Here is a 19,658-nt window from a genome sequence, read left to right as displayed (position 1 = left end):
GCAAGAGAAAGTGCTGTTGTTAATTGCAAAAGAAAAGGCTCCTGAATAAATTCAGAAGCCTTTATAAACTAACCAGTTGATCGGTCAATGGATCATTAAATATTTCTTAACTGATCGGCATTAAGCAATAATGCTGGCCTTTTTAATGTTCTCGATCACGCGAATTAGAACATGCTTTTCATTATCGTAAAGAATAAAATCGATAAACCAGCACCGACTGGTAGCGTGATCACCCAAGAAACAACGATGTTGCCAACAACACCCATATTGATTGCAGCAATACCTCTTGCCATTCCAACCCCTAATACAGCACCAACTAAGGTTTGGGTTGTTGAAATAGGAAGGCCTGTTCCTGACGCGATTACCACAGTACATGCTGCAGCAAGTTCAGCAGCAAAACCTCGGCTTGGTGTTAAGTGTGTAATTCCTTTACCAATCGTTGCGATAACTCGATGTCCAAATAATGCCAAACCTGCAACAATACCAAAGCCACCTAACGGAAGAATCCACCACGCTAATGGCGCTTTCTTAACAATCTCACCACCGTTATCAACAATACTCACTACAGCAGCTAATGGCCCAATAGCGTTAGCAACGTCATTTGAACCATGAGCAAACGCCATACAACATGCAGTTACCACCATTAAGACAGCAAATACCTTCTCAACATTAGCGTAGTGCATTGTTTTATCTGCTTTTTCATCAAACTTAATACGATTGATAAATACCTTACCAATGATGGCAACGATAACTGCTACACCAATCGCTAAGAAATAATCATGCGGAGAAGCGATATCCAAACCGACGTGCTTTAAGCCCTTTTTAATGGTCACCAGTGACAATACAAAACCGGCTAAGAACATATAAAATGGCACATAGCGTCGGGCATTTTCTAATGGCTTATCGGTATCGAAAATGAGCTTTTGCGCACTGTTAAAAATAACGAAAGCGATAACACCAGAGATGAGCGGTGTTACGATCCAGCTACCAACGATACCACCAACTTTTGCCCACGCTACTGTATCAAAACTGACCCCAAAAGCGGCAAAACCAATGATTGCGCCTACAATTGAGTGAGTGGTTGATACTGGCCAACCTAATATCGAAGCCACTAACAACCAGCTTGCAGCCGCTAATAGTGCCGAGATCATACCAAAGACAAGTAGTTCTGGCGTATCGACAAAGTAAGAAGCATCGATAATGCCCTTACGAATGGTAGATGTTACTTCACCACCCGCTAAATAGGCACCAGCAAACTCAAAAATCATTGCGATGATAATCGCTTGCTTGATGGTTAATGCTTTTGAACCAACCGATGTCCCCATCGCGTTTGCAACATCATTGGCACCAATACCCCATGCCATAAAAAAGCCGACAATAGCGGCAAGCATGACTAAAGTTGAGCCATGTGAGATTAAAATTTCCATTAGCTAAACCCTTATTTCCTAGCCAGTAATATTTCTAATCGAGCACCGACTCTTTCGGCTAAATCAGCTAGGTCTCCTACCCAATCGATAATTTGATATAAGAACATGACATCAATAGGATTCATATCTGACTCAATAGCTAATAAGTCTTTACGAATCGTAATTTGAAGTGAATCAGTTTCATCTTCAATTTCATCAAGCTGATGAATAATTTTATCAACGAGTTCTACTTCTCTACCGCGAAATCCAGTTTCTAATAGTGCATCCAATTCATTTACCGCTTCAGCTGCTTTTCCAACCGCTTCAATATTACGTTGAACATAGACAGCAAACTGCTCTTGTAAAGCTTCGGGTATCGCTAGATTACGACCTAAAATGCGGCCAGCAATATCTTTCGCTTTGTTAGCAATTTTATCTTGTTGTGATAAAAGCTCTAACAAATCTGCGCGATCAACAGGCATAAACAAACCACCAGGTAACTCTAACCTAAGTTGTCTTTTTAATGCGTCTGCATCACGTTCGTACTTTGAAATTTTTGTTCTTATTTTGCCAGCTGTAGACCAATCTTGAGCATGAACTGCTTCAAAAAAAGGAACAAGCTGCTGCGAACACTTATTCACCATTCGAATGTGTTTTTCTAATGGCTTGATAGGTGATTTAGCAAATACACCTAAAATTGAATTTCTGGTCATAATGTTATTTCCAGGTTTATGATTTTTCGTTTCTTTGCGCGGCGGATATTAACTTATTTAGCCCACAGATAAAACGACTTTTATTGCAATCTGATTAATAAACGGCAAAAAGATTGTTAGAGCAACAATTAAGCTATTCCAACAATCTTTTGTTTTTTATAAGATTTAACTATAGGCGAATATACCTGCTACATTAGATCTTTTTTTATGTCATCCGACGTTATATGGCGAATATCTTTACCTTTTACAAAGTAAATGATGTATTCACAGATGTTTTGACAACGATCGCCAATACGCTCCAACGCCCTTGCTGACCAAATAACACTCATGATTTGTGGAATACTGCGTGGTTCTTCCATCATATATGTCATCAATTGACGTAATAACGCTTCATATTCGCGATCAATCCTAATATCACTCTGATGCGTTTCTATCGCCGCTTCTGCATCCATACGAGTAAATGCATCAAGCGTCGCTTGCATCACTTCGAGTACTTTGCGTCCCAAGTTTTCCAAATTAATCAACAAGTCTTGTTGTTTACTTGAAAAGCTCTCAAGCGCTACCTGAGTAATTTTTTGTGCCTCATCGCCAATACGCTCTAAATCCGCTATGGTTTTGACGATCGCCATAATCAAGCGAAGATCACCCGCCGCAGGTTGTCGTTTAGCGATAATTCTTGTACATTCATCATCAATACTGACTTCCAAATTATTGACCTGATAATCATTAGCATTAACTTTTTTTGCTAACTCTTCATCCGAGTTATGTACTGCTTCTAAGGCATCAGTCAGTTGCTTTTGTACTAAGCCGCCCATTTGCATGACATGGTTAATTACACGTTCTAAATCTTCATTAAACTGGCCAGAAATGTGACGGCCAATATTTACATTATCCATAAAAATCTCCCATTAACCGGTTAGGTTTAGCCGTAACGACCAGTAATATAGTCTTCAGTTTTCTTTTTAGCTGGTGTAGTAAACAAGGTATTTGTATCGCTATACTCAATCAAATCCCCCATATACATAAACGCCGTTTGGTCTGAAACACGTGCCGCTTGTTGCATGTTATGAGTAACAATAACAACAGTAAATTGTTTCTTAAGGTCATTAATCAATTCTTCAATGGTCAGTGTTGATATCGGATCTAGCGCTGACGTAGGTTCATCTAATAATAACACTTCAGGTTCAATGGCAATCGCTCGCGCGATAACCAAACGCTGTTGCTGACCACCTGATAAACCTAAGGCACTCTCGTGCAAGCGATCTTTTACTTCGTTCCAAAGCGCGGCACTTTTAAGTGCTTGCTCAACCTTTTCATCCAAGACGCGGCGGTTATTTTCACCCATAATGCGCAAACCATAAATCACATTTTCATAAATACTCTTAGGAAATGGATTCGGGCGTTGAAACACCATGCCGACTTTACGACGAAGCGCTGCAACATCAACATGTTTGCCGTAAATATTTTCGCCATTTAAGTTAATCTCACCTTCAATACGACAAATATCAACCAAATCATTCATACGGTTAATACAACGCAATAAAGTTGATTTACCACAACCACTTGGACCGATAAAAGCTGTGACTTGCCCTTTAGGAATAGACATGGAGATATTTTGCAGTGCTTGTTTTTCTCCATAGTATAAATCAAGGTTCTTAATCTCTAATGCCACTTGCTCTGGTGACAAATTGTTTAAGTCTAACTTATTTCCCGGCTCTAAAATGTTTTTTGGGCTAACAGAAATCATAATTTTCTCTTTAAACTTTTTTAAACTTTAGCTGTTCGAATTACCAATATCAGTAAAACTGATTAGTGTTCCAACATGCGATATTTTTCACGTAATCGATTTCGAATAGAAATCGCCGTCATGTTTAATGCAACAATGATGGTAACAAGTAGTAAAGCGGTTGCATAAACTAAGGGTCTTGCCGCTTCAACGTTCGGACTTTGGAACCCCACATCATAAATGTGGAAACCTAAATGCATAAACTTACGATCAAGATGTAAAAATGGGAAGTTGCCATCGAGCGGTAAGTTAGGTGCCATTTTAACAACACCAACTAACATTAGTGGCGCTACTTCACCAGCAGCTCGTGCAATCGCAAGAATGATCCCTGTCATAATCGCTGGACTTGCTATCGGTAAGATTATACGCCAAAGCGTTTCTGCTTTAGTGGCCCCTAAAGCTAAGCTGCCGTGGCGCATCGCTGATGGGATACGGGCTAAACCTTCCTCGGTTGATACAATCACAACTGGCAATGTTAATATTGCTAAGGTAATCGCAGACCACATAACCCCTGGTGTACCAAACGTAGGGCTAGGCAACGTTTCTGGGTAAAATAATTGGTCTAAGGTACCACCCACCATATAAACGAAAAAGCCTAAACCAAAGACACCGTAAACAATCGATGGTACACCAGCAAGGTTAATTACCGCGATACGCAATAATCTTGTAAGGGCATTTTTCCCCGCATACTCATGCAAGTAAATCGCTGCAACAACGCCTAGTGGAGAAACAATCACGGTCATTAACAATACCATTAAAACCGTACCAAAAATCGCAGGAAATACCCCACCTTCAGTATTTGCTTCGCGCGGGTCTCCACCGATAAAATTACCAATTTGCGATAAAAACATACCGATTTTATCAAACGTTCCCATTTGGTTGTTGAACGATATCTTTAAGATATGTTCAAAACCTATGGTTACTTTCGTACCGTCCATTGCTCGCACGACTAACTGATCACGTGATACTTTCTCTCGTAAGCTCATTAACTCAGCTTCAAGTTTTTGATAGTCATTTTTAAGCGCGGTTACTTCGTCATTGATTTCACGTTCACGCTCTGCCGTTAAGCTATTTTCTAAACGGTACTTTCGCTCTTTAAGACGTAAACGTTCTATTTGATAGTTAATTGCCCCTATATCGACTTTTTGTAACTCTTCTATTTGGTCTTGAAACGCTTCAACACGCTCAAGCATCTGAGGCATCTCAGTAAGTGATACCGGTTTACCTTCTAAAATGATATCTTCAATAAAGCCATAAAAGTTTCCGTTAGTGCGACGCTCTATCACCACTAAAGATTCTGGCGTAGACATATCCGTAATTTGCGGTACCAAAATCCAGCGAAAATCTAAACTAACCAATTCACGGTTACCCGTTTTGACTAAATAACGGTCAACCATTTCTTCGTCTGGATCTAAGTTAAGATCCAAATGATTTAATTGACTTGCCGGTATCTGCTCTCTGTCATATATCTCACCAATAACCGTTAACGATTTACCATTCTCGTCCACCATATCAAATTGATATAAATCGGCTGGCCAAAAATATGATAAACCGCGAGATGCAATTAACCACAATAAACCAATAACTGAAATCAAACTGATACTAACGCCACCAGCAGACAACCAAATCCATGGGGAACCAGATTTAAACCACTTATTCATTGTTTAGTTCCTCACCTTATAACGAGCTATATTTTTCACGTAATCGCTGACGAACAAACTCAGCAAGCGTGTTAAAAACAAATGTAAATACAAACAGCACAAACGCCGCTAAAAATAAGATACGGTAATGTGAACTGCCAACCTCTGACTCTGGCATCTCAACAGCGATATTCGCCGATAATGTGCGCATCCCTTGGAATAAGCTCCAATCAAGTATTGGCGTATTACCTGTCGCCATTAGTACAATCATCGTCTCACCAACAGCTCGGCCTAAGCCCATCATTATTGCTGAAAATATCCCTGGACTTGCCGTGAGCAACACGACTTTAATTAACGTTTGCCAAGGTGTTGCACCTAAGGCCAACGAGCCACTGGTAAGATGTTTAGGTACACTGAAGATTGCATCTTCTGCCATCGAAAATATCGTTGGAATGACTGCAAACCCCATCGCTATACCAACCACTAAAGAGTTACGTTGATCAAAATCTATACCTAAGTCATTTGTAATATATTGACGCACATCGCCACCAAATAGGTAGGTTTCGAGCAAAGGTGATAAAGCAAAAGCCGCATAGGCTGCAATAATCATTGCAGGTATCAACAAAATGGGTGCTAACGTTTCTGGGATTTTAAGCTTGAATTCTCTAGGTAACCTGAACCAAACATAGGCAGTGATAAACACCGATAATGGCAAAAACAGCAACAACAGTGCAACAGCTGGCAAATACTTTTCAATTAGCGGCGCTAACCATAACCCAGCTAAAAAGCCTAAGATTACTGTCGGCAATGCTTCCATAATTTCAATGGTTGGTTTAACTTTTTTACGCATCGCTGGTGTCATAAAATAGGCGGTATAAATCGCAGCCGTTAACGCAATCGGCACAGCGAACAACATTGCGTAGAGTGCCGCTTTTATCGTACCAAATGAAATCGGTACTAAAGAGAACTTCGCTTCAAAATCATCAGAGCCTGAAGTTGACTGCCAAATGTACTCTGGTTCTGGGTAACCTTCATACCAAACTTCTTGCCAAAGTGCTTTCCAGGTAACTTCTGGATGCTCATTTTCAACATTATATAATGCTAACTGCTGATCTTTTAGCATCAGCAACGCATCCGCGCGTGGAGAAATAACGATATTGAGTGGCGCTTTATCCGCTATTTTACCTTGCCACAATTCAGCCTCACTGGTGGTATAAAAAACCCCAAGTTGCCCCGATGCTGTCATGGTATAAAAACTTTTGCGATACTGCTCGGTATAAATAGCGGTGATCGCTTCACTATTCGCTGCAGCAAACGTTCTAACTTGTTTAAATTCACGATCGCCATTTTCTGTGGCGATCTCAAACCACTGACTCACCTGACCATTGCTGTCACCTAGCAACAATGAACTACCGCCAGATAACAGGGCCATGCTGGTTATTTCTGCTGGTTTAGCTTTTCCACGATTGAGTTTCGGCGCAATAATGGTTTTTAACTCAACCTCTTCGTCATCGGTTAAATCGAAAACTTTTACTTGATTACCCGAGCGAACAAATGCCATTTGCAAGTCTGGCGTTACCAATAATTCATTAACCTTTTTTACTTGTTCTGCAATGGTTTGATAAACGATTTCATGGCTAGGATCATAATTAAAATCATCTTCAGCTATCAATGTCGTCTTAATTAAACGATAGTCATCGGTAAAGGCTACAAATACTGCTTTTTCATCGTTCATGGCGAACGAAGCTAGTCGTAACGACTCACCATCAGCATCAACGTTAATAAACTCTTCGCCCAATGGCCACACTAAATTAGGTAAAATGGTACGTTTACCGTCTTCAAACTGAGCGATAAACTTGGGTGCGAGTAACTTAACTTTTCCTGATTCAGCTACCAATAATTTCTTATCAATACCAATATTGACCACTTGTTCAAGTGCATATTCACTATCGAGTAGATCTTGAGAGTAGCTTTTATCACCGATTTGATATTCATCACTCGCCTTTAATTGATAATAATCAACTTGCCCTTCAGAGGAAATGACATACGCGAGTTCTTTCAATTCATCAATACCTATGGTTGACGGTGTTGACGAAGATTGAATCGAAAATTTATGTTCTTGCTCTACAGTTGCATCAGCAAAAATAGGTTCGATCACATACAACAAATAAAGAAATATCAGCACTAACGTAAATAGCACACTAACCCCACCCAGGGTAATGAGCCATCTCGCCAAGGTATTTTTCAACTGCCTAGGGCCAGCTGACTTTAACGCAATTGTCACTTCAACATCCTAAAAAATAGTTTTTTAACGACTGCGGAGATTATAAGACAGTTATGTGACACTTTTGTGACAGCGTGACTTTTTATGTCCAAATTAATAATGGTAAAAATGTAATTCAAACCGCGAAATTATTGATGATAAAAGCTTTTCTCAGGATTATTTCTGCGTTATAAATGGGTAACAAATCATCTAATACCTATTGAAATAAAACGTTTATTCAATGGCTATAATTCGCAGACGATAAGGTGTGATGCGCTTAAAAGAGTCTAATAACACACAAGGATATAGTAATGAGCATTGAACAACTCATGTCAAAAGACTTAATTACCATGAATATTGATGATGACTTAGCTTTAGCTAAGCAACTTTTTGATAAACATAAAATTCATCATATATTAGTACTCAATGGAAAAGAGCTTGCTGGCATCATTACCGATAGAGATCTCTACAAACACCTCAGCCCTTACATAGGTACAAGTAAAGAAACACCTCGAGATACTTCTTTGCTGAACAAGAAAGTGCACTTAATCATGAGTCGCGATTTGGTGACAACAACACCTGATTGTAATATCAATCAAGCCGTATTGTTATTTCATCAACACCATATATCTTGCTTACCGATAGTCGACGATAATTATCATGCTCAGGGGATCATCACATGGAGAGATGTTTTAAAAGTTGTCGCACTTCAATACCTTAAAAATTTGAAAGCAAACGGTTCAAAGCCTCGGTAACAAGTTATTACTTAATTTAAACGCTTTTGAACATTTGTTAAAATATATTTTTTGAGTGAGATATTACTAATATGGCTCAAGCCTTTTAATAATTGGAGTAGAGATAAGTTTACTGATAATCACAATTGTTACTTTTAACGCAATTAATCTTCGTGCTATAGTTTATTAACATTAATCATACATATCGAATTATGCCAATATCTGAACAAGAACTTCATCATTTAGAGCAGCTTGGGCAAGAAATCAATGCTTGCCTGACAACGATTTTTAATGGCCTACCTAATGACGCAAGAACGATCAAAGGGCTAAGTCAGTTAATTGGCTACAACAACTCTAATTGCCAACGCTTGTTAAAAGCATTATCGATTAAAAACGATGGAATAAACGTAATTACTGCCCTGCCTGGTGTCGCAGCATTAGAAGAATTTTCATTAAAATCAAAAACGCATATTAATGATAATCTACATGAGCACTTTTCTCATTTAGTACAAGAGTTTGCTGACACATTAAAAGCATCAGGTAAAAGTCACGCGAAGCTGAAAAGCTTATTACAACCAAAAGTGATTAAGGTAGGAGCATCATCCCCATCAAAAACCTGTAAGCGTGAAAACTTATATTACGCTGCGAAAGATTTATTAGGCGCATCTATAGACCATATTTTTTGCGGTCACATCTTAACCATAAACACCTTTGAGGATGAATACTTGCATGAAATTGCCATGATTTCTAAGCAAGGGGTTTACCGAAACAAGCACGCTTTACCCTGCTTACTGCATTATTCTCACCCTCACCCCAGTCAATTTAATGGGCCTGAGCTTATCACAAGTGATAGTCGTTTGGATAAGCAACGCTTCAATATCGGCATCGTTGATGAGTATTCATCAAAAGATCTTAATCAAGCCTACAATCGTTTTTCACCAAGCAACCTTGGGTTAATATTTGACGATTTAAATAATCAGGGCAGGCCCTTCGATGCGACATTCCTAATGAGTAACCCTGATGAATTGGTTAATCCTTTAGTAAACCGCAGCCAATGCAGTTCAACATTTTTAACTGTTAAAAGTCCTACTAAAAAGTTGACGATGATGGTCTTTTTAGAGCGCAAAATAGATATGCGCAGTAGTGTTAGTGTCGGTTGTTATTTAAGTAATGAAAAAGTTGAAGACAAGCGCCTAAGAGATGCCGATATCAGCTATGAGCAAATGAGTAACACCCCTGATGTTAAAATTGTTAATCTCAATTCCTTACCTGACAATAGCAAAGATAAAGCACTAGCTAACTATATGTTTCAATATGCAGATTTAGATAGTCAGGATTTTGTTTGTTATCTTATCGAAGTTAATTACCCTATCTGGTCGTCTACGTATCGCATCTACTTCGACCACGTATAGAAAGGCAGTGAAATCAAACAGTGCTAATTTTAACAATATTGAATTGGTATTAAAGGCAAAATTTTTCAATAATAATTAAAGTTGGTGGCTTAAAAAGAGTGAATTTAAAAAACTAGCATTTAGCCAGCTTTTTAAATTCTTAACGATAAGTACTATGTTAGTACATCAAAGAAAACAGTCTACGACGGTATTGACTTGCTAAAGGATCTCCTTCCGGTAATTGCTTTAATACGTCTAACAATAACTGCTTTGCTTCGCCCTGATCACCATTAGTGCTGACAATGGAAAATAATAACGCTAACGCCTCTTCATTGCGATTAACTTGACTATATTGCACCGCGAGTTTCTTTTTTAAATCGGTATCTTCTGGCGTTTGTACCAATTGTTGTTCCAGAGCGTTAATTTCTGGAGAGTCGGCTGCTTGCTGCGCTAATTCCAACTTAGCAACAATACTGTGATAGACACTATCTTGGTCAACCATTTTCACAGTTGCGAGCAATGTTTCTGCCTCTGCTAACTTTCCTAACTCTACACTGACGTCTGCGAGTACTAGGGTGATGTCTGCACGTTCCCCTGCTAGCTGATGCGCTTGTATGGCAGCTGTATATGCTTCATTAGCTTGCCCTTGTGCTAAATGCTCTCTGGCTTGTTCAAGTAAATTGTCTTCAAGTTTGGGCAAATGAGCTTCTAAAAATGTGTTGATCATTTCTTCCGTTTGAGGACCTGATATACCATCAATTGGTTGGCCATCTTTAATCACCACAGCAGTAGGCAGCGCTTGCAGACCAAATTGTGCTGCGATTTGTTGCTGAGCAGCACAATCGACAGTTGCTAACACTATGTGGTCAGTAAAACTTGCGGTTTTCTCAATCAATGCATCTTTTAGCGCTATACTTTCTGGTACCTGCTCTGCCCAAAAAGCGACTAAAACGAGTGTTTGTTTTGACTGCTCTAAAATAACCTGTTGAAAATTTTCAATCGTTAACTCAATAGGGTGCTTTATCACGCTAGCGTCCATTAATTAATTTATTTGTTTAAGATTTGGGGGCATTTAATAACGAAACAAGGTAAAAAGATCAAATTATAGCGTTTCTTTTTCGCCGAGTTACTTTTATATTGAATAGAGCTAACTACCGATAATTAGCTATTGAGAATGATAATTGGGGCGATGAGTGAGAATATTTCTACTATATTCTGTATTAGTTACAGCATTATCTAGCGGTGATGTTCTTGCTCGTGCTCAAACTGTCACCTATTGTGTCGATCCTGATTGGGCACCATATGAATCGATTGTTGATGGTCAACATCAAGGAATATCGAAACTATTTTTAGCATTAATAGAACAAAAGTCGCCACTTACGTTTCAGTTAGTGCCTACGCAAAACTGGCAACAAACGCTTGATTATGCCAAACAAGGGCTGTGTGACATACTGCCAATGTTAAACAGCAGCGAAGAAAGACAAAAATTTCTTAGCTTCAGTAACGATTACTTTCGAGCCCCCAACGTATTGTATGGTCATTATGATCAGCCGATCATAGGCAATCTATCAGGGTTATCCTCACAAACGATTGCTGTCGTTAGCGGTTATCGTTTACATCAACATTTACTCGACAATTTCGCTGGTGCTAACATTGTCGCGGTTTCAAATGGTCTCGAAGGTCTAAAACTGGCTAACAACAAAAAGGTAGATTACTTTGTTGGCTCTTTTCACTCATCTAACCGACTAATCGAACAACACAATCTAAGCGACATAAGGATCACCGGCATTGCAACCTTAGAAGATCAACTGCGAATTGGTGTAGGTAAAGGAAAAGAACACCTTCTCCCGATAATTAATCAAGCGATTGAAAAGATTACCCCTGAAGAGCGAGTAGAAATATTTAACTTTTTAAAATCAATAAAAATCGTAGAACGTGCAAATTATAAAGCGGCCATGCAAGTGGCGTTAGTTTTCTTAATTATCACCGCATTGCTTACCTTTAGGTATGTCAAACTGAGCATTTACGGAAAGCTGCTTTCTCAAAAAAATAAGGTACTTGAACAGCTTCACAGTGAACTGGACAGCAAAAATAAACAACTGACCGAACTCGCCATGCGTGATCCTTTGACAAAACTTTTTAATCGCGCTCATCTGAGCACAATAATAGATCAACAATTAAAGTTGGTCTCTCGTTATGATAAAGACGCGTGTATGTTAATGATTGATGTCGATGACTTTAAAAAAATTAACGATAGATTCGGTCATGAGCATGGCGATCAAGTACTGATTGAAATAGCTAATACCTTATCCGCCATCGCTCGTGATACCGATACCGTTGCCCGGTGGGGAGGTGAAGAATTTGTTGTTATTTGTCCTGAGTCTACAATTGAGCAAGCCAATAATTTAGCCAAACGCTTTCAGAACGCATTGAAGGTTGCAGCGACAGAGAAAGTAAACAATATTACTTGCAGTATTGGTATTGCTAAATTAGATAACGATAGTAGCGCTAGCGATTGGTTTAAACGTGCAGATCAAGCTATGTATCAAGCCAAAAGCACTGGTAAGAACAGTATTCAATTAATGTAGTCTCGAAAGCTCAACACGCTCTAAATACTTATTCGAAAAATCTGAGCCCCTACATTGCATACAATATAAAAAGAACATAAACTCAATGTTTCTCAGTGAATGAAATTAAAGGACTAAAATTAAAGGACTAAAAATGAAATATAGACGTTACCCCCTGATTACAGTACTTTTTGTTGTTCTCGCTTTTCTAAAAATAAACACGACACACGCCGAAGCGTATATTGAATGCTATAAATGCTCATCAACCGAAACAAAATGGTCAGCTGATGCATGGGCCCAAAAAAATGTAACACAGAGTGAAGCCGATAGAAGAATTTACAAAGACGTACATATAATCGACTTATACTATAGGTCAATCACATCCTATCAAGTAAGCCTTAGAACGCAACCTAAGCCGCCACCATCTAATCCGTTCCCCCCTATTTATGTGCCTGACTCTCGATTAATCACGACACCAAGTCACCTAATAGCCGAGATTAACGACTTAAAAAATGCCTTACAGGCCGTTAAAGAAGAAGCGGAGTCACTGACTATTCCAAAAACTATTCTCGCCAATGCTTGGGAGTCGGTTAATTGTGCTTATTGTACAAATCAGATAAATGATTACGTAAATCAGCAAACTGCTGGAAAAATCGCTACCGCACAACATGTTCTTGAACATTTTATCCTTATGTTTGGGCTGATTAATACCAGTACTCCAGATACGTATATAATTCCATTAGAAGCAGGTGGTAAAATTATAGTCAAAGTAAAAATCACCAACGCTCCGATTCAAATTGATGTTAAAGTACTGAATTATATTGACATTGATAATAATAGTGTACCGCCTTCCAGTTCAAAGCTAAAAAACATGCGTATACGAGTTACCAGTAAAGAAAACGCTAATGTGATAAATGGCTATATCAATGTATTTTCATTGCATATTCCAGAGCAAACGGGTACGGCAACAATAACCGATTGTCCTATTGGTCCTGATGGTATTTCACCTGAATGTCCAATTGATAAAAAAGACAAAGGCTCGAATAACTAGCGCTACTCATAGCAGTATATTTCTCGTTTAGTAGGTACTTGGGAGGAATTACAAAGTATCATGAACAATGTTGAGTTATTCCAAATGAGCAAATGCACATGCTACTAACACGAAAAATGTTCATTGCTCATTTGATTAAACACAGGGCTGACGCTAAAAGTCGTGCATGTTAACTGCTTTTTAATCGTTGCATTTATGATGAAAGATTAATACGAAACTTCAAAGCCCAGTTTTTACTCTAACTGGGCAAGACATTAATATTTCCAGTAATTGATTTAAATATTTTTCAACAGCTCACGAGCAATAATGACTTTTTGGATTTCACTCGTTCCCTCATAAATTGAAGTCACCCTAACATCTCGAGCAAAACGCTCTAATGGATATTCTTTAATGTAACCAGCGCCACCCATTAGCTGTAAAGCATCGTAACAAGCCTTGTTGGCTTTCTCTGCAGCAAATAACTTCGCCATAGAAGCTTGCATACCAAAAGGTTGTCCTTGCTCTTTAGTGTAGGCCGCTTGCATTAACAACAATCGAGCAGCTTCTAATTCAGTGTAACGTTCAGCAAGCACCCATTGCAGGCCTTGGAAATTTGCCAACGGTTGTCCAAACTGCTGACGCTCAGTTAAGTGTTGACGCGCGTAATCCATCGCTGCTAACCCAATACCTAATGCAAGTGATCCGATCCCGATTCGCCCACCAGCCAGCTCACCAACGGCAACAGCAAAGCCTTTATTAAGCTCGCCCATCAAAGCTGATGCTGGAACTCGACAGTTTTCAAAATGCACTTCATTGGTTGGAGATGCCTTCTGCCCCATTTTGTCTTCTGGTTTTGCCACATTAATTCCTGGTGTATTCGCTTCCACCAAGAAACATGAAATGCCCTTGCCTTTTTTAGCAGACGGATCAGTCACCGCCCAAACCACAAATAAATCAGCAAAGCTTGCACTTGTGATATAAAGTTTACTACCGTTTATAATATAGTCATCGCCGTCTTTTACCGCTGATGTTTTCATCCCCGCAGGATCAGAACCGGCACCATTTTCTGTTAAACAAAATCCTCCAGCGCGATACTCGCCGCCGCACAGCCTAGGTAAATAGGTTTGTTTTTGTTCTTCACTGCCGACCGCTTGAATCACTTCAGCGACCATATTAGTAACAGAAGTTGTCACCGCAGTAGATGCACAAGCTTTAGCCAATTCAGTTATTGCTAGACTAAATGCGACAGAGCCAGCTTCCACTCCACCGTATTCCGCTTTAATGTTCAAGCCCATAAAGCCAAGCTCAGTCAGTTTTGCTAAATTACTTAAAAACAATGCTTGATCCGGTTTTTCATCCAATTGGCTAGCCACAGGCGCCAATTCAGATTCGGCAAACTTTCTTGCCATATCTTGGATCATCATCTGCTCTTCGGTTAACGATAAATTCATGGTGCCATGCCCCTTGTCGTGATTTAGTCTTAATTAGGCGTAAACGATATAACTTAATTCTAACCAAATTTTGTTATTTAAACACCCATAAATTTAACGTTTACGTAAAGTGGTAATTAAAAATCATGGTAGATAAAAAAAACGCACCGGATGAGGTGCGTTTTTCAATTATGCTTTTTATGATGTTAGCTCAACCAAATAAAACCCAGTAAGCCTATACCAAGCAGTAACCGATAAATTACAAACGGCATCATGCCAACTTTGTTTACCAAAATCAGAAAGTAGTGAATACAGGCATAAGCGCTCACAAAGGCAATAATGGTTCCAAGCACCATAGCATTCCAGTCAACATTTTCCGTTCCGGTAATTAGCTTCATGGTTAAATAACCACCGGCCATGGCAATTGCCGGAATCGATAACAAAAATGAAAATCGTGCGGCATTTAATCTATCCAAGCCAAGCATCAACCCCATAGTCATGGTAATACCTGAACGAGATGTACCGGGTATTAACGCAAACGCCTGTGCAATACCAATTAAAAATGCACCTTTAAAACCTAACTTGTCGATACTAACATTTTGCTTAGCCTTAATATCCGCATAGCCTAACAGTACACCAAAAATTAATGTGGTTGCTGCAATGACTAACGCTGAGCGTAGATGCGCTTCAATAAAGTCTTTTCCAAATAAACCAAATAAACCGGCGGGAATGGTGGCGAAAATGATCCACCAAGCCAAGCGACCATCAAAAACCGTCGCTTCGTTTTTTTGGCCAACGCCAAGCGTGGTTAGCCAAGCCGTAAACATGGTGGCAACTTCATGACGAAAATAAATCATGACTGCCAATAACGTTCCGACATGTACTGCAACATCAAAGCCCAGTCCTTGGTCCTGCCATCCAAGAACCGCCGAAGGTAAAATTAAATGAGCTGAGCTGGAAATAGGAAGAAATTCGGTCAGTCCCTGTATCAATGCTAAAATAATGGTTTCTAATGTACTCATACTTCAATACTACTCGCCGATATTTCCCATTGAAAGGCAATGGGTTTAAGTTGCTGTTTTAAATTAAATTCATTCCAGATTTCTGAAAAACGTTTTTGGATAATTGGATGTTTATGATCCGGTGCGATTTCCGCTAATGGCCATAAAACAAAAGCGCTAGTGAGGATCTCATCGCGGGGAATTTGCACTGGTGTTGAGAGCACTAAATCATCATAAAGCAATATATCGAGGTCTAGCGTACGAGAACTGTACTTGGTTGCATTGGGCTCTCGACCAAATCGAAACTCAATTTCTCGTAATTGGCTAGCAATATCTTCTATCGGTAACTCGCTATTGATACCAATCACCATGTTATAAAAGTCATTGCCGTCAAAGCCTAATGATTGGCTCTCATATAAAGAAGATAAGGTTAGTTCACCATAAAGTTCTGCTAATGCATTTAATCCATTGGCGACATTTTGCTGCTTATTTATATTGCTTCCCAGTGAGATATACACTCGAGGCATTAGCTTTTACAACCTCGTTCAATTTCGACACCAACAGTGAAAGCATTATGCACCGCCCCTGGCTTTCCAATGCGAAGTTTCAGCCAAGGAATATGGTATTGGGCCATTAAATAGGCCGCTAACCTTTCAGCCAAGGTTTCAAGTAAATCAACTGGGTTGTCATTAGCAAACTCGGCGATTTTTTCTGAAATCTCTGCATAGTCTAATGTTTTCGCCAATTCATCATTGGCAGCTGCAGCTGACGTATCCCACGCCATCGATAAGTCGATGACTAGCGTTTGCTTAATTTCTTTTTCCCAAGGGTAAAAGCCAATCGTGGTTTGAATTGAAAGGCCTTGAATATATACGATATCCAAACTTCTATCTCACTATTTCGTTAATTTTAGGACGTTTGGCTATCCAGCATTAAGTCAACTAACAAGCACTCAACATCCCAATAACATAATTAATTGGCGAGTTTACCTCTCAAAGAGTAGAAAAACTAGCTAAGTAAGCGATAGAATAGAGAAACTTACTTAAATTTTTTGCTCAAGGTTGGAAAATTGACAACACTAGCATTGAACTTGCACATGGAATGTGACTAACGATGATAGCTTTGACGGCATTATTGACATTGCTTGCTTATTTAATAGGCTCTATCTCGAGCGCAATTTTGATTTGTCGTCTGCTCAACCTACCCGATCCCAGAAGTGAAGGCTCTAAAAATCCGGGGGCCACTAATGTCTTAAGAATTGCCAACAAACGCACCGCTGTTGCTGTTTTAGTATTTGATATTTTAAAAGGAACCCTACCTGTTTGGGGAGCCTATTTTCTTGGCATAGAGCCAATTTACCTCGGTTTAATTGCCTTAGCAGCTTGCTTAGGACATATGTACCCAATATTTTTTCACTTTAAAGGAGGAAAAGCCGTCGCAACAGCGTTTGGCGTATTACTCCCAATCGGATTAGATTTGGCTGGTTTGTTAGTATTCACCTGGTATTTAGTGGCTAAATTCACCCGCTACTCAAGTCTTGCAGCAATAACAGCAGTTAGCTTGGCACCACTTTATACTTGGCTGCTAAAGCCAATTTATACTTACCCTGTTTTAATGCTCTCTGGGTTGATTATTTTCAGGCACAAAGCGAACATTATTCGTTTACTTAAAGGAACTGAACCTAAAATTTCTTCCAAGCATAAGGTCATTTAGTTGCCTGTATCGTCTACTTACAGATTAAATTGGCGCTAGTGTATCTAACGGCCAACGTGGTGTTGCTTTGAACGACAAATCCCCTGAAACACCTGCTTTTAATCGTTGCATACCCGCATAGGCTATCATTGCACCGTTATCTGTACAAAACTCGGGACGTGGGTAATACACTTTACCGCCAAGTTTTTTGGTAATCTCAGCGAGTTTAACTCTTAGTTCTTGATTTGCACTAACACCACCCGCTATAACCAAACGCTTTAACTGACACTCTTTGAGTGCTCTTTTGCATTTTATCGCAATGGTATCAACAACCGCTTCTTGAAAAGCGTAAGCGACATCCGCGTGAGTTTGCTCATCCATTTCACTTTTTGCAATAGTATTGGCTGCAAAGGTTTTCAAACCACTAAAACTAAAGTCTAATCCCGGTCTATCTGTCATCGGTCGTGGAAACTTAAAACGTCCAGGCGTGCCATTAATGGCCATTTTCGCAAGTGCTGGCCCACCAGGATAATCCAGCCCTAAAAGCTTTGCTGTTTTATCAAAAGCTTCACCAGCTGCATCATCTACGGATTCACCTAATAGTTGGTAGTGACCAATGCCATCAACACGAACTAATAAGGTATGTCCACCTGAAACTAATAAAGCGACGAAAGGAAACTCAGGCACATCTTCTTCAAGCATTGGTGCAAGCAGATGCCCTTCCATATGATGCACAGGAACCGCAGGGATACCCCAGCCATAAGCTAGACTTCGCCCAATAGAACACCCCACCAATAACGCACCGACGAGTCCTGGTCCAGCAGTATAAGCAACCCCATCCAGATCATCAGGCGTCAATTGTGCATCTTTGAACACCTCTTGAATTAATGGGATTGTTTTTCGAACATGATCTCGTGAAGCGAGCTCAGGTACTACACCCCCATAATCAGCATGCACTGCTATTTGACTGTACAAGCGGTGAGCCAAAATGCCCTGTTGCTCATCATAAATAGCAATACCTGTTTCATCACAGGATGTTTCAATACCTAAAATTTTCATATCTTTTTAGTTCTATTCGGCAAAAACTGATAAATTAGCGGCGATTTTACCCGTCTTAAGCCAAATTAACCAGTCTAAAGAGAATTAAAACTTTACATTAGGCCGTTGATGGCATTAGAATACTGCACCCATTTTTGATAGAGCGGGTGAGAGTTAAGCAAAATAGCTGAAACGATCGCCGATTTATATAGATATAAACTAAGGTAAGAGGCAACATGCCAGTAATTAAAGTAAGAGAAAACGAACCATTTGACGTAGCATTACGTCGTTTCAAACGTTCATGTGAAAAAGCAGGTATCCTTTCAGAAGTTCGTCGTCGTGAGTCGTACGAAAAGCCAACTTGGGAACGTAAGCGTAAAAAAGCTGCCGCTGTTAAGCGTGCTGCTAAGAAAGTTTCTCGTGAGAATGCTCGTCGCATTCGCATGTACTAAGTCGACCTTAGTTTTAAGCTAATCACATTGAGTAGAGACAAGTGACACTACTTGAGCAACTCAAAGATGAAATGAAAAATGCCATGCGAGCCAAAGACAAATTACGTCTTAGTGTTATTCGTATGGCATTATCAGCTGTTAAGCAAGCCGAAATAGATAACCATACCGAAGCAACAGATGATAATGTTATTGCAATCTTGACTAAAATGGTTAAGCAGCGCAAAGAGTCAATAAAAATGTTTGCTGAAGGTGGTCGTGATGATATGGCAGAAAACGAAAAAGCAGAAGTTGCTGCTTTAGAAGAGTTTCTCCCACAGCCATTATCAAACGAAGAAATTCAACAATTAATAAGCAAGGCAATATCTGACTCAGGTGCCACATCAATGGCGGATATGGGTAAGGTTATGGCGATATTGAAGCCACAAATGCAAGGCAAAGCAGATTTGGGTGCGGTAAGCGGCCAAGTTAGAGCAGCGTTAAACAATTAATTGTATTATTTTTCAATAAAAAGCCGC

The 19,658-nt window shown here is 39.5% G+C and carries 19 protein-coding genes; 7 read left to right on the top strand and 12 right to left on the bottom strand.

Features of this window, described 5'->3' with window-relative positions:
- Positions 1 to 164: 164 nt before the first annotated feature.
- From ACSLUH_RS14910 to ACSLUH_RS14885, 6 genes are all read right to left on the bottom strand, one after another.
- Positions 165 to 1,427 carry an inorganic phosphate transporter gene (locus ACSLUH_RS14910; RefSeq protein ID WP_448568400.1) on the bottom strand — a complete coding sequence of 421 codons (1,263 nt, stop codon included), beginning with the start codon at positions 1,425 to 1,427 and terminating at the stop codon, positions 165 to 167.
- An 11-nt stretch (positions 1,428 to 1,438) separates the two neighbouring features.
- Positions 1,439 to 2,119, bottom strand: a complete 681-nt coding sequence (locus tag ACSLUH_RS14905; protein WP_448568398.1) for a TIGR00153 family protein — start codon at positions 2,117 to 2,119, stop codon at positions 1,439 to 1,441.
- Between the two features lie 188 nt (positions 2,120 to 2,307).
- Positions 2,308 to 3,015, bottom strand: coding sequence for a phosphate signaling complex protein PhoU (phoU, locus tag ACSLUH_RS14900; RefSeq protein ID WP_448568396.1), 708 nt, complete (start codon positions 3,013 to 3,015; stop codon positions 2,308 to 2,310).
- Positions 3,016 to 3,041: 26 nt separating this feature from the next.
- Entirely contained in the window at positions 3,042 to 3,866 is an 825-nt protein-coding gene (gene pstB / locus ACSLUH_RS14895; RefSeq protein WP_448568395.1) for a phosphate ABC transporter ATP-binding protein PstB, read from the bottom strand.
- A gap of 62 nt (positions 3,867 to 3,928) precedes the next feature.
- Positions 3,929 to 5,566: a phosphate ABC transporter permease PstA gene (gene pstA, locus ACSLUH_RS14890; RefSeq protein WP_448568393.1), complete on the bottom strand. Its 1,638-nt coding sequence runs from the start codon at positions 5,564 to 5,566 to the stop codon at positions 3,929 to 3,931.
- A gap of 16 nt (positions 5,567 to 5,582) precedes the next feature.
- Positions 5,583 to 7,829, bottom strand: coding sequence for an ABC transporter permease subunit (locus ACSLUH_RS14885; protein ID WP_448568391.1), 2,247 nt, complete (start codon positions 7,827 to 7,829; stop codon positions 5,583 to 5,585).
- A 290-nt stretch (positions 7,830 to 8,119) separates the two neighbouring features.
- Here ACSLUH_RS14885 and ACSLUH_RS14880 point away from each other — a divergent pair, with 290 nt between their 5' ends.
- Entirely contained in the window at positions 8,120 to 8,563 is a 444-nt protein-coding gene (locus ACSLUH_RS14880) for a CBS domain-containing protein (RefSeq protein ID WP_448568389.1), read from the top strand.
- Between the two features lie 191 nt (positions 8,564 to 8,754).
- Positions 8,755 to 9,954 carry a hypothetical protein gene (locus ACSLUH_RS14875; protein WP_448568387.1) on the top strand — a complete coding sequence of 400 codons (1,200 nt, stop codon included), beginning with the start codon at positions 8,755 to 8,757 and terminating at the stop codon, positions 9,952 to 9,954.
- Positions 9,955 to 10,111: 157 nt separating this feature from the next.
- Here the strand turns inward: ACSLUH_RS14875 and ACSLUH_RS14870 are convergent, their stop codons facing one another.
- On the bottom strand, positions 10,112 to 10,960 hold the full coding sequence (locus ACSLUH_RS14870) for a tetratricopeptide repeat protein (RefSeq protein WP_448568385.1): 849 nt from the start codon (positions 10,958 to 10,960) through the stop codon (positions 10,112 to 10,114).
- A gap of 166 nt (positions 10,961 to 11,126) precedes the next feature.
- Here ACSLUH_RS14870 and ACSLUH_RS14865 point away from each other — a divergent pair, with 166 nt between their 5' ends.
- Complete coding sequence (locus tag ACSLUH_RS14865) at positions 11,127 to 12,521, top strand: diguanylate cyclase (protein WP_448568383.1); 1,395 nt, start codon at positions 11,127 to 11,129, stop codon at positions 12,519 to 12,521.
- Positions 12,522 to 12,654: 133 nt separating this feature from the next.
- Positions 12,655 to 13,551, top strand: coding sequence for a hypothetical protein (locus tag ACSLUH_RS14860; RefSeq protein WP_448568381.1), 897 nt, complete (start codon positions 12,655 to 12,657; stop codon positions 13,549 to 13,551).
- A 275-nt stretch (positions 13,552 to 13,826) separates the two neighbouring features.
- On the opposite strand, the gene ACSLUH_RS14855 is transcribed toward ACSLUH_RS14860, so the two are convergent.
- From ACSLUH_RS14855 to folB, 4 genes are all read right to left on the bottom strand, one after another.
- Positions 13,827 to 14,981, bottom strand: a complete 1,155-nt coding sequence (locus tag ACSLUH_RS14855; protein WP_448568379.1) for an acyl-CoA dehydrogenase family protein — start codon at positions 14,979 to 14,981, stop codon at positions 13,827 to 13,829.
- Between the two features lie 185 nt (positions 14,982 to 15,166).
- Positions 15,167 to 15,982 (bottom strand): undecaprenyl-diphosphate phosphatase, encoded by an 816-nt coding sequence (locus ACSLUH_RS14850; RefSeq protein WP_448568377.1) that lies wholly within the window; start codon positions 15,980 to 15,982, stop codon positions 15,167 to 15,169.
- Positions 15,979 to 16,488, bottom strand: a complete 510-nt coding sequence (folK, locus tag ACSLUH_RS14845) for a 2-amino-4-hydroxy-6-hydroxymethyldihydropteridine diphosphokinase (RefSeq protein ID WP_448568375.1) — start codon at positions 16,486 to 16,488, stop codon at positions 15,979 to 15,981. The genes ACSLUH_RS14850 and folK overlap by 4 nt, the downstream gene beginning before the upstream one ends.
- A complete protein-coding gene (gene folB, locus ACSLUH_RS14840; RefSeq protein ID WP_448568373.1) occupies positions 16,488 to 16,844 on the bottom strand; it encodes a dihydroneopterin aldolase in 357 nt (118 codons plus the stop codon). Before folB ends, folK begins: the two co-directional genes overlap by 1 nt.
- Before the next feature lie 230 nt (positions 16,845 to 17,074).
- Here folB and plsY point away from each other — a divergent pair, with 230 nt between their 5' ends.
- A complete protein-coding gene (plsY, locus tag ACSLUH_RS14835) occupies positions 17,075 to 17,674 on the top strand; it encodes a glycerol-3-phosphate 1-O-acyltransferase PlsY (protein ID WP_448568371.1) in 600 nt (199 codons plus the stop codon).
- A gap of 24 nt (positions 17,675 to 17,698) precedes the next feature.
- On the opposite strand, the gene tsaD is transcribed toward plsY, so the two are convergent.
- Positions 17,699 to 18,712 carry a tRNA (adenosine(37)-N6)-threonylcarbamoyltransferase complex transferase subunit TsaD gene (gene tsaD / locus ACSLUH_RS14830; protein WP_448568369.1) on the bottom strand — a complete coding sequence of 338 codons (1,014 nt, stop codon included), beginning with the start codon at positions 18,710 to 18,712 and terminating at the stop codon, positions 17,699 to 17,701.
- A gap of 215 nt (positions 18,713 to 18,927) precedes the next feature.
- Between tsaD and rpsU the strand changes: the two genes are divergently transcribed.
- Positions 18,928 to 19,143, top strand: a complete 216-nt coding sequence (gene rpsU / locus ACSLUH_RS14825) for a 30S ribosomal protein S21 (RefSeq protein ID WP_184420901.1) — start codon at positions 18,928 to 18,930, stop codon at positions 19,141 to 19,143.
- A 41-nt stretch (positions 19,144 to 19,184) separates the two neighbouring features.
- Entirely contained in the window at positions 19,185 to 19,631 is a 447-nt protein-coding gene (locus ACSLUH_RS14820) for a GatB/YqeY domain-containing protein (protein ID WP_448568367.1), read from the top strand.
- Positions 19,632 to 19,658: the final 27 nt, after the last annotated feature.

The sequence above is a fragment of the Thalassotalea ganghwensis genome (assembly GCF_053485795.1).
The sequence above is the reverse complement of the archived record's forward strand: the minus strand, read 5'-3'. Positions and strand labels throughout refer to the sequence as shown.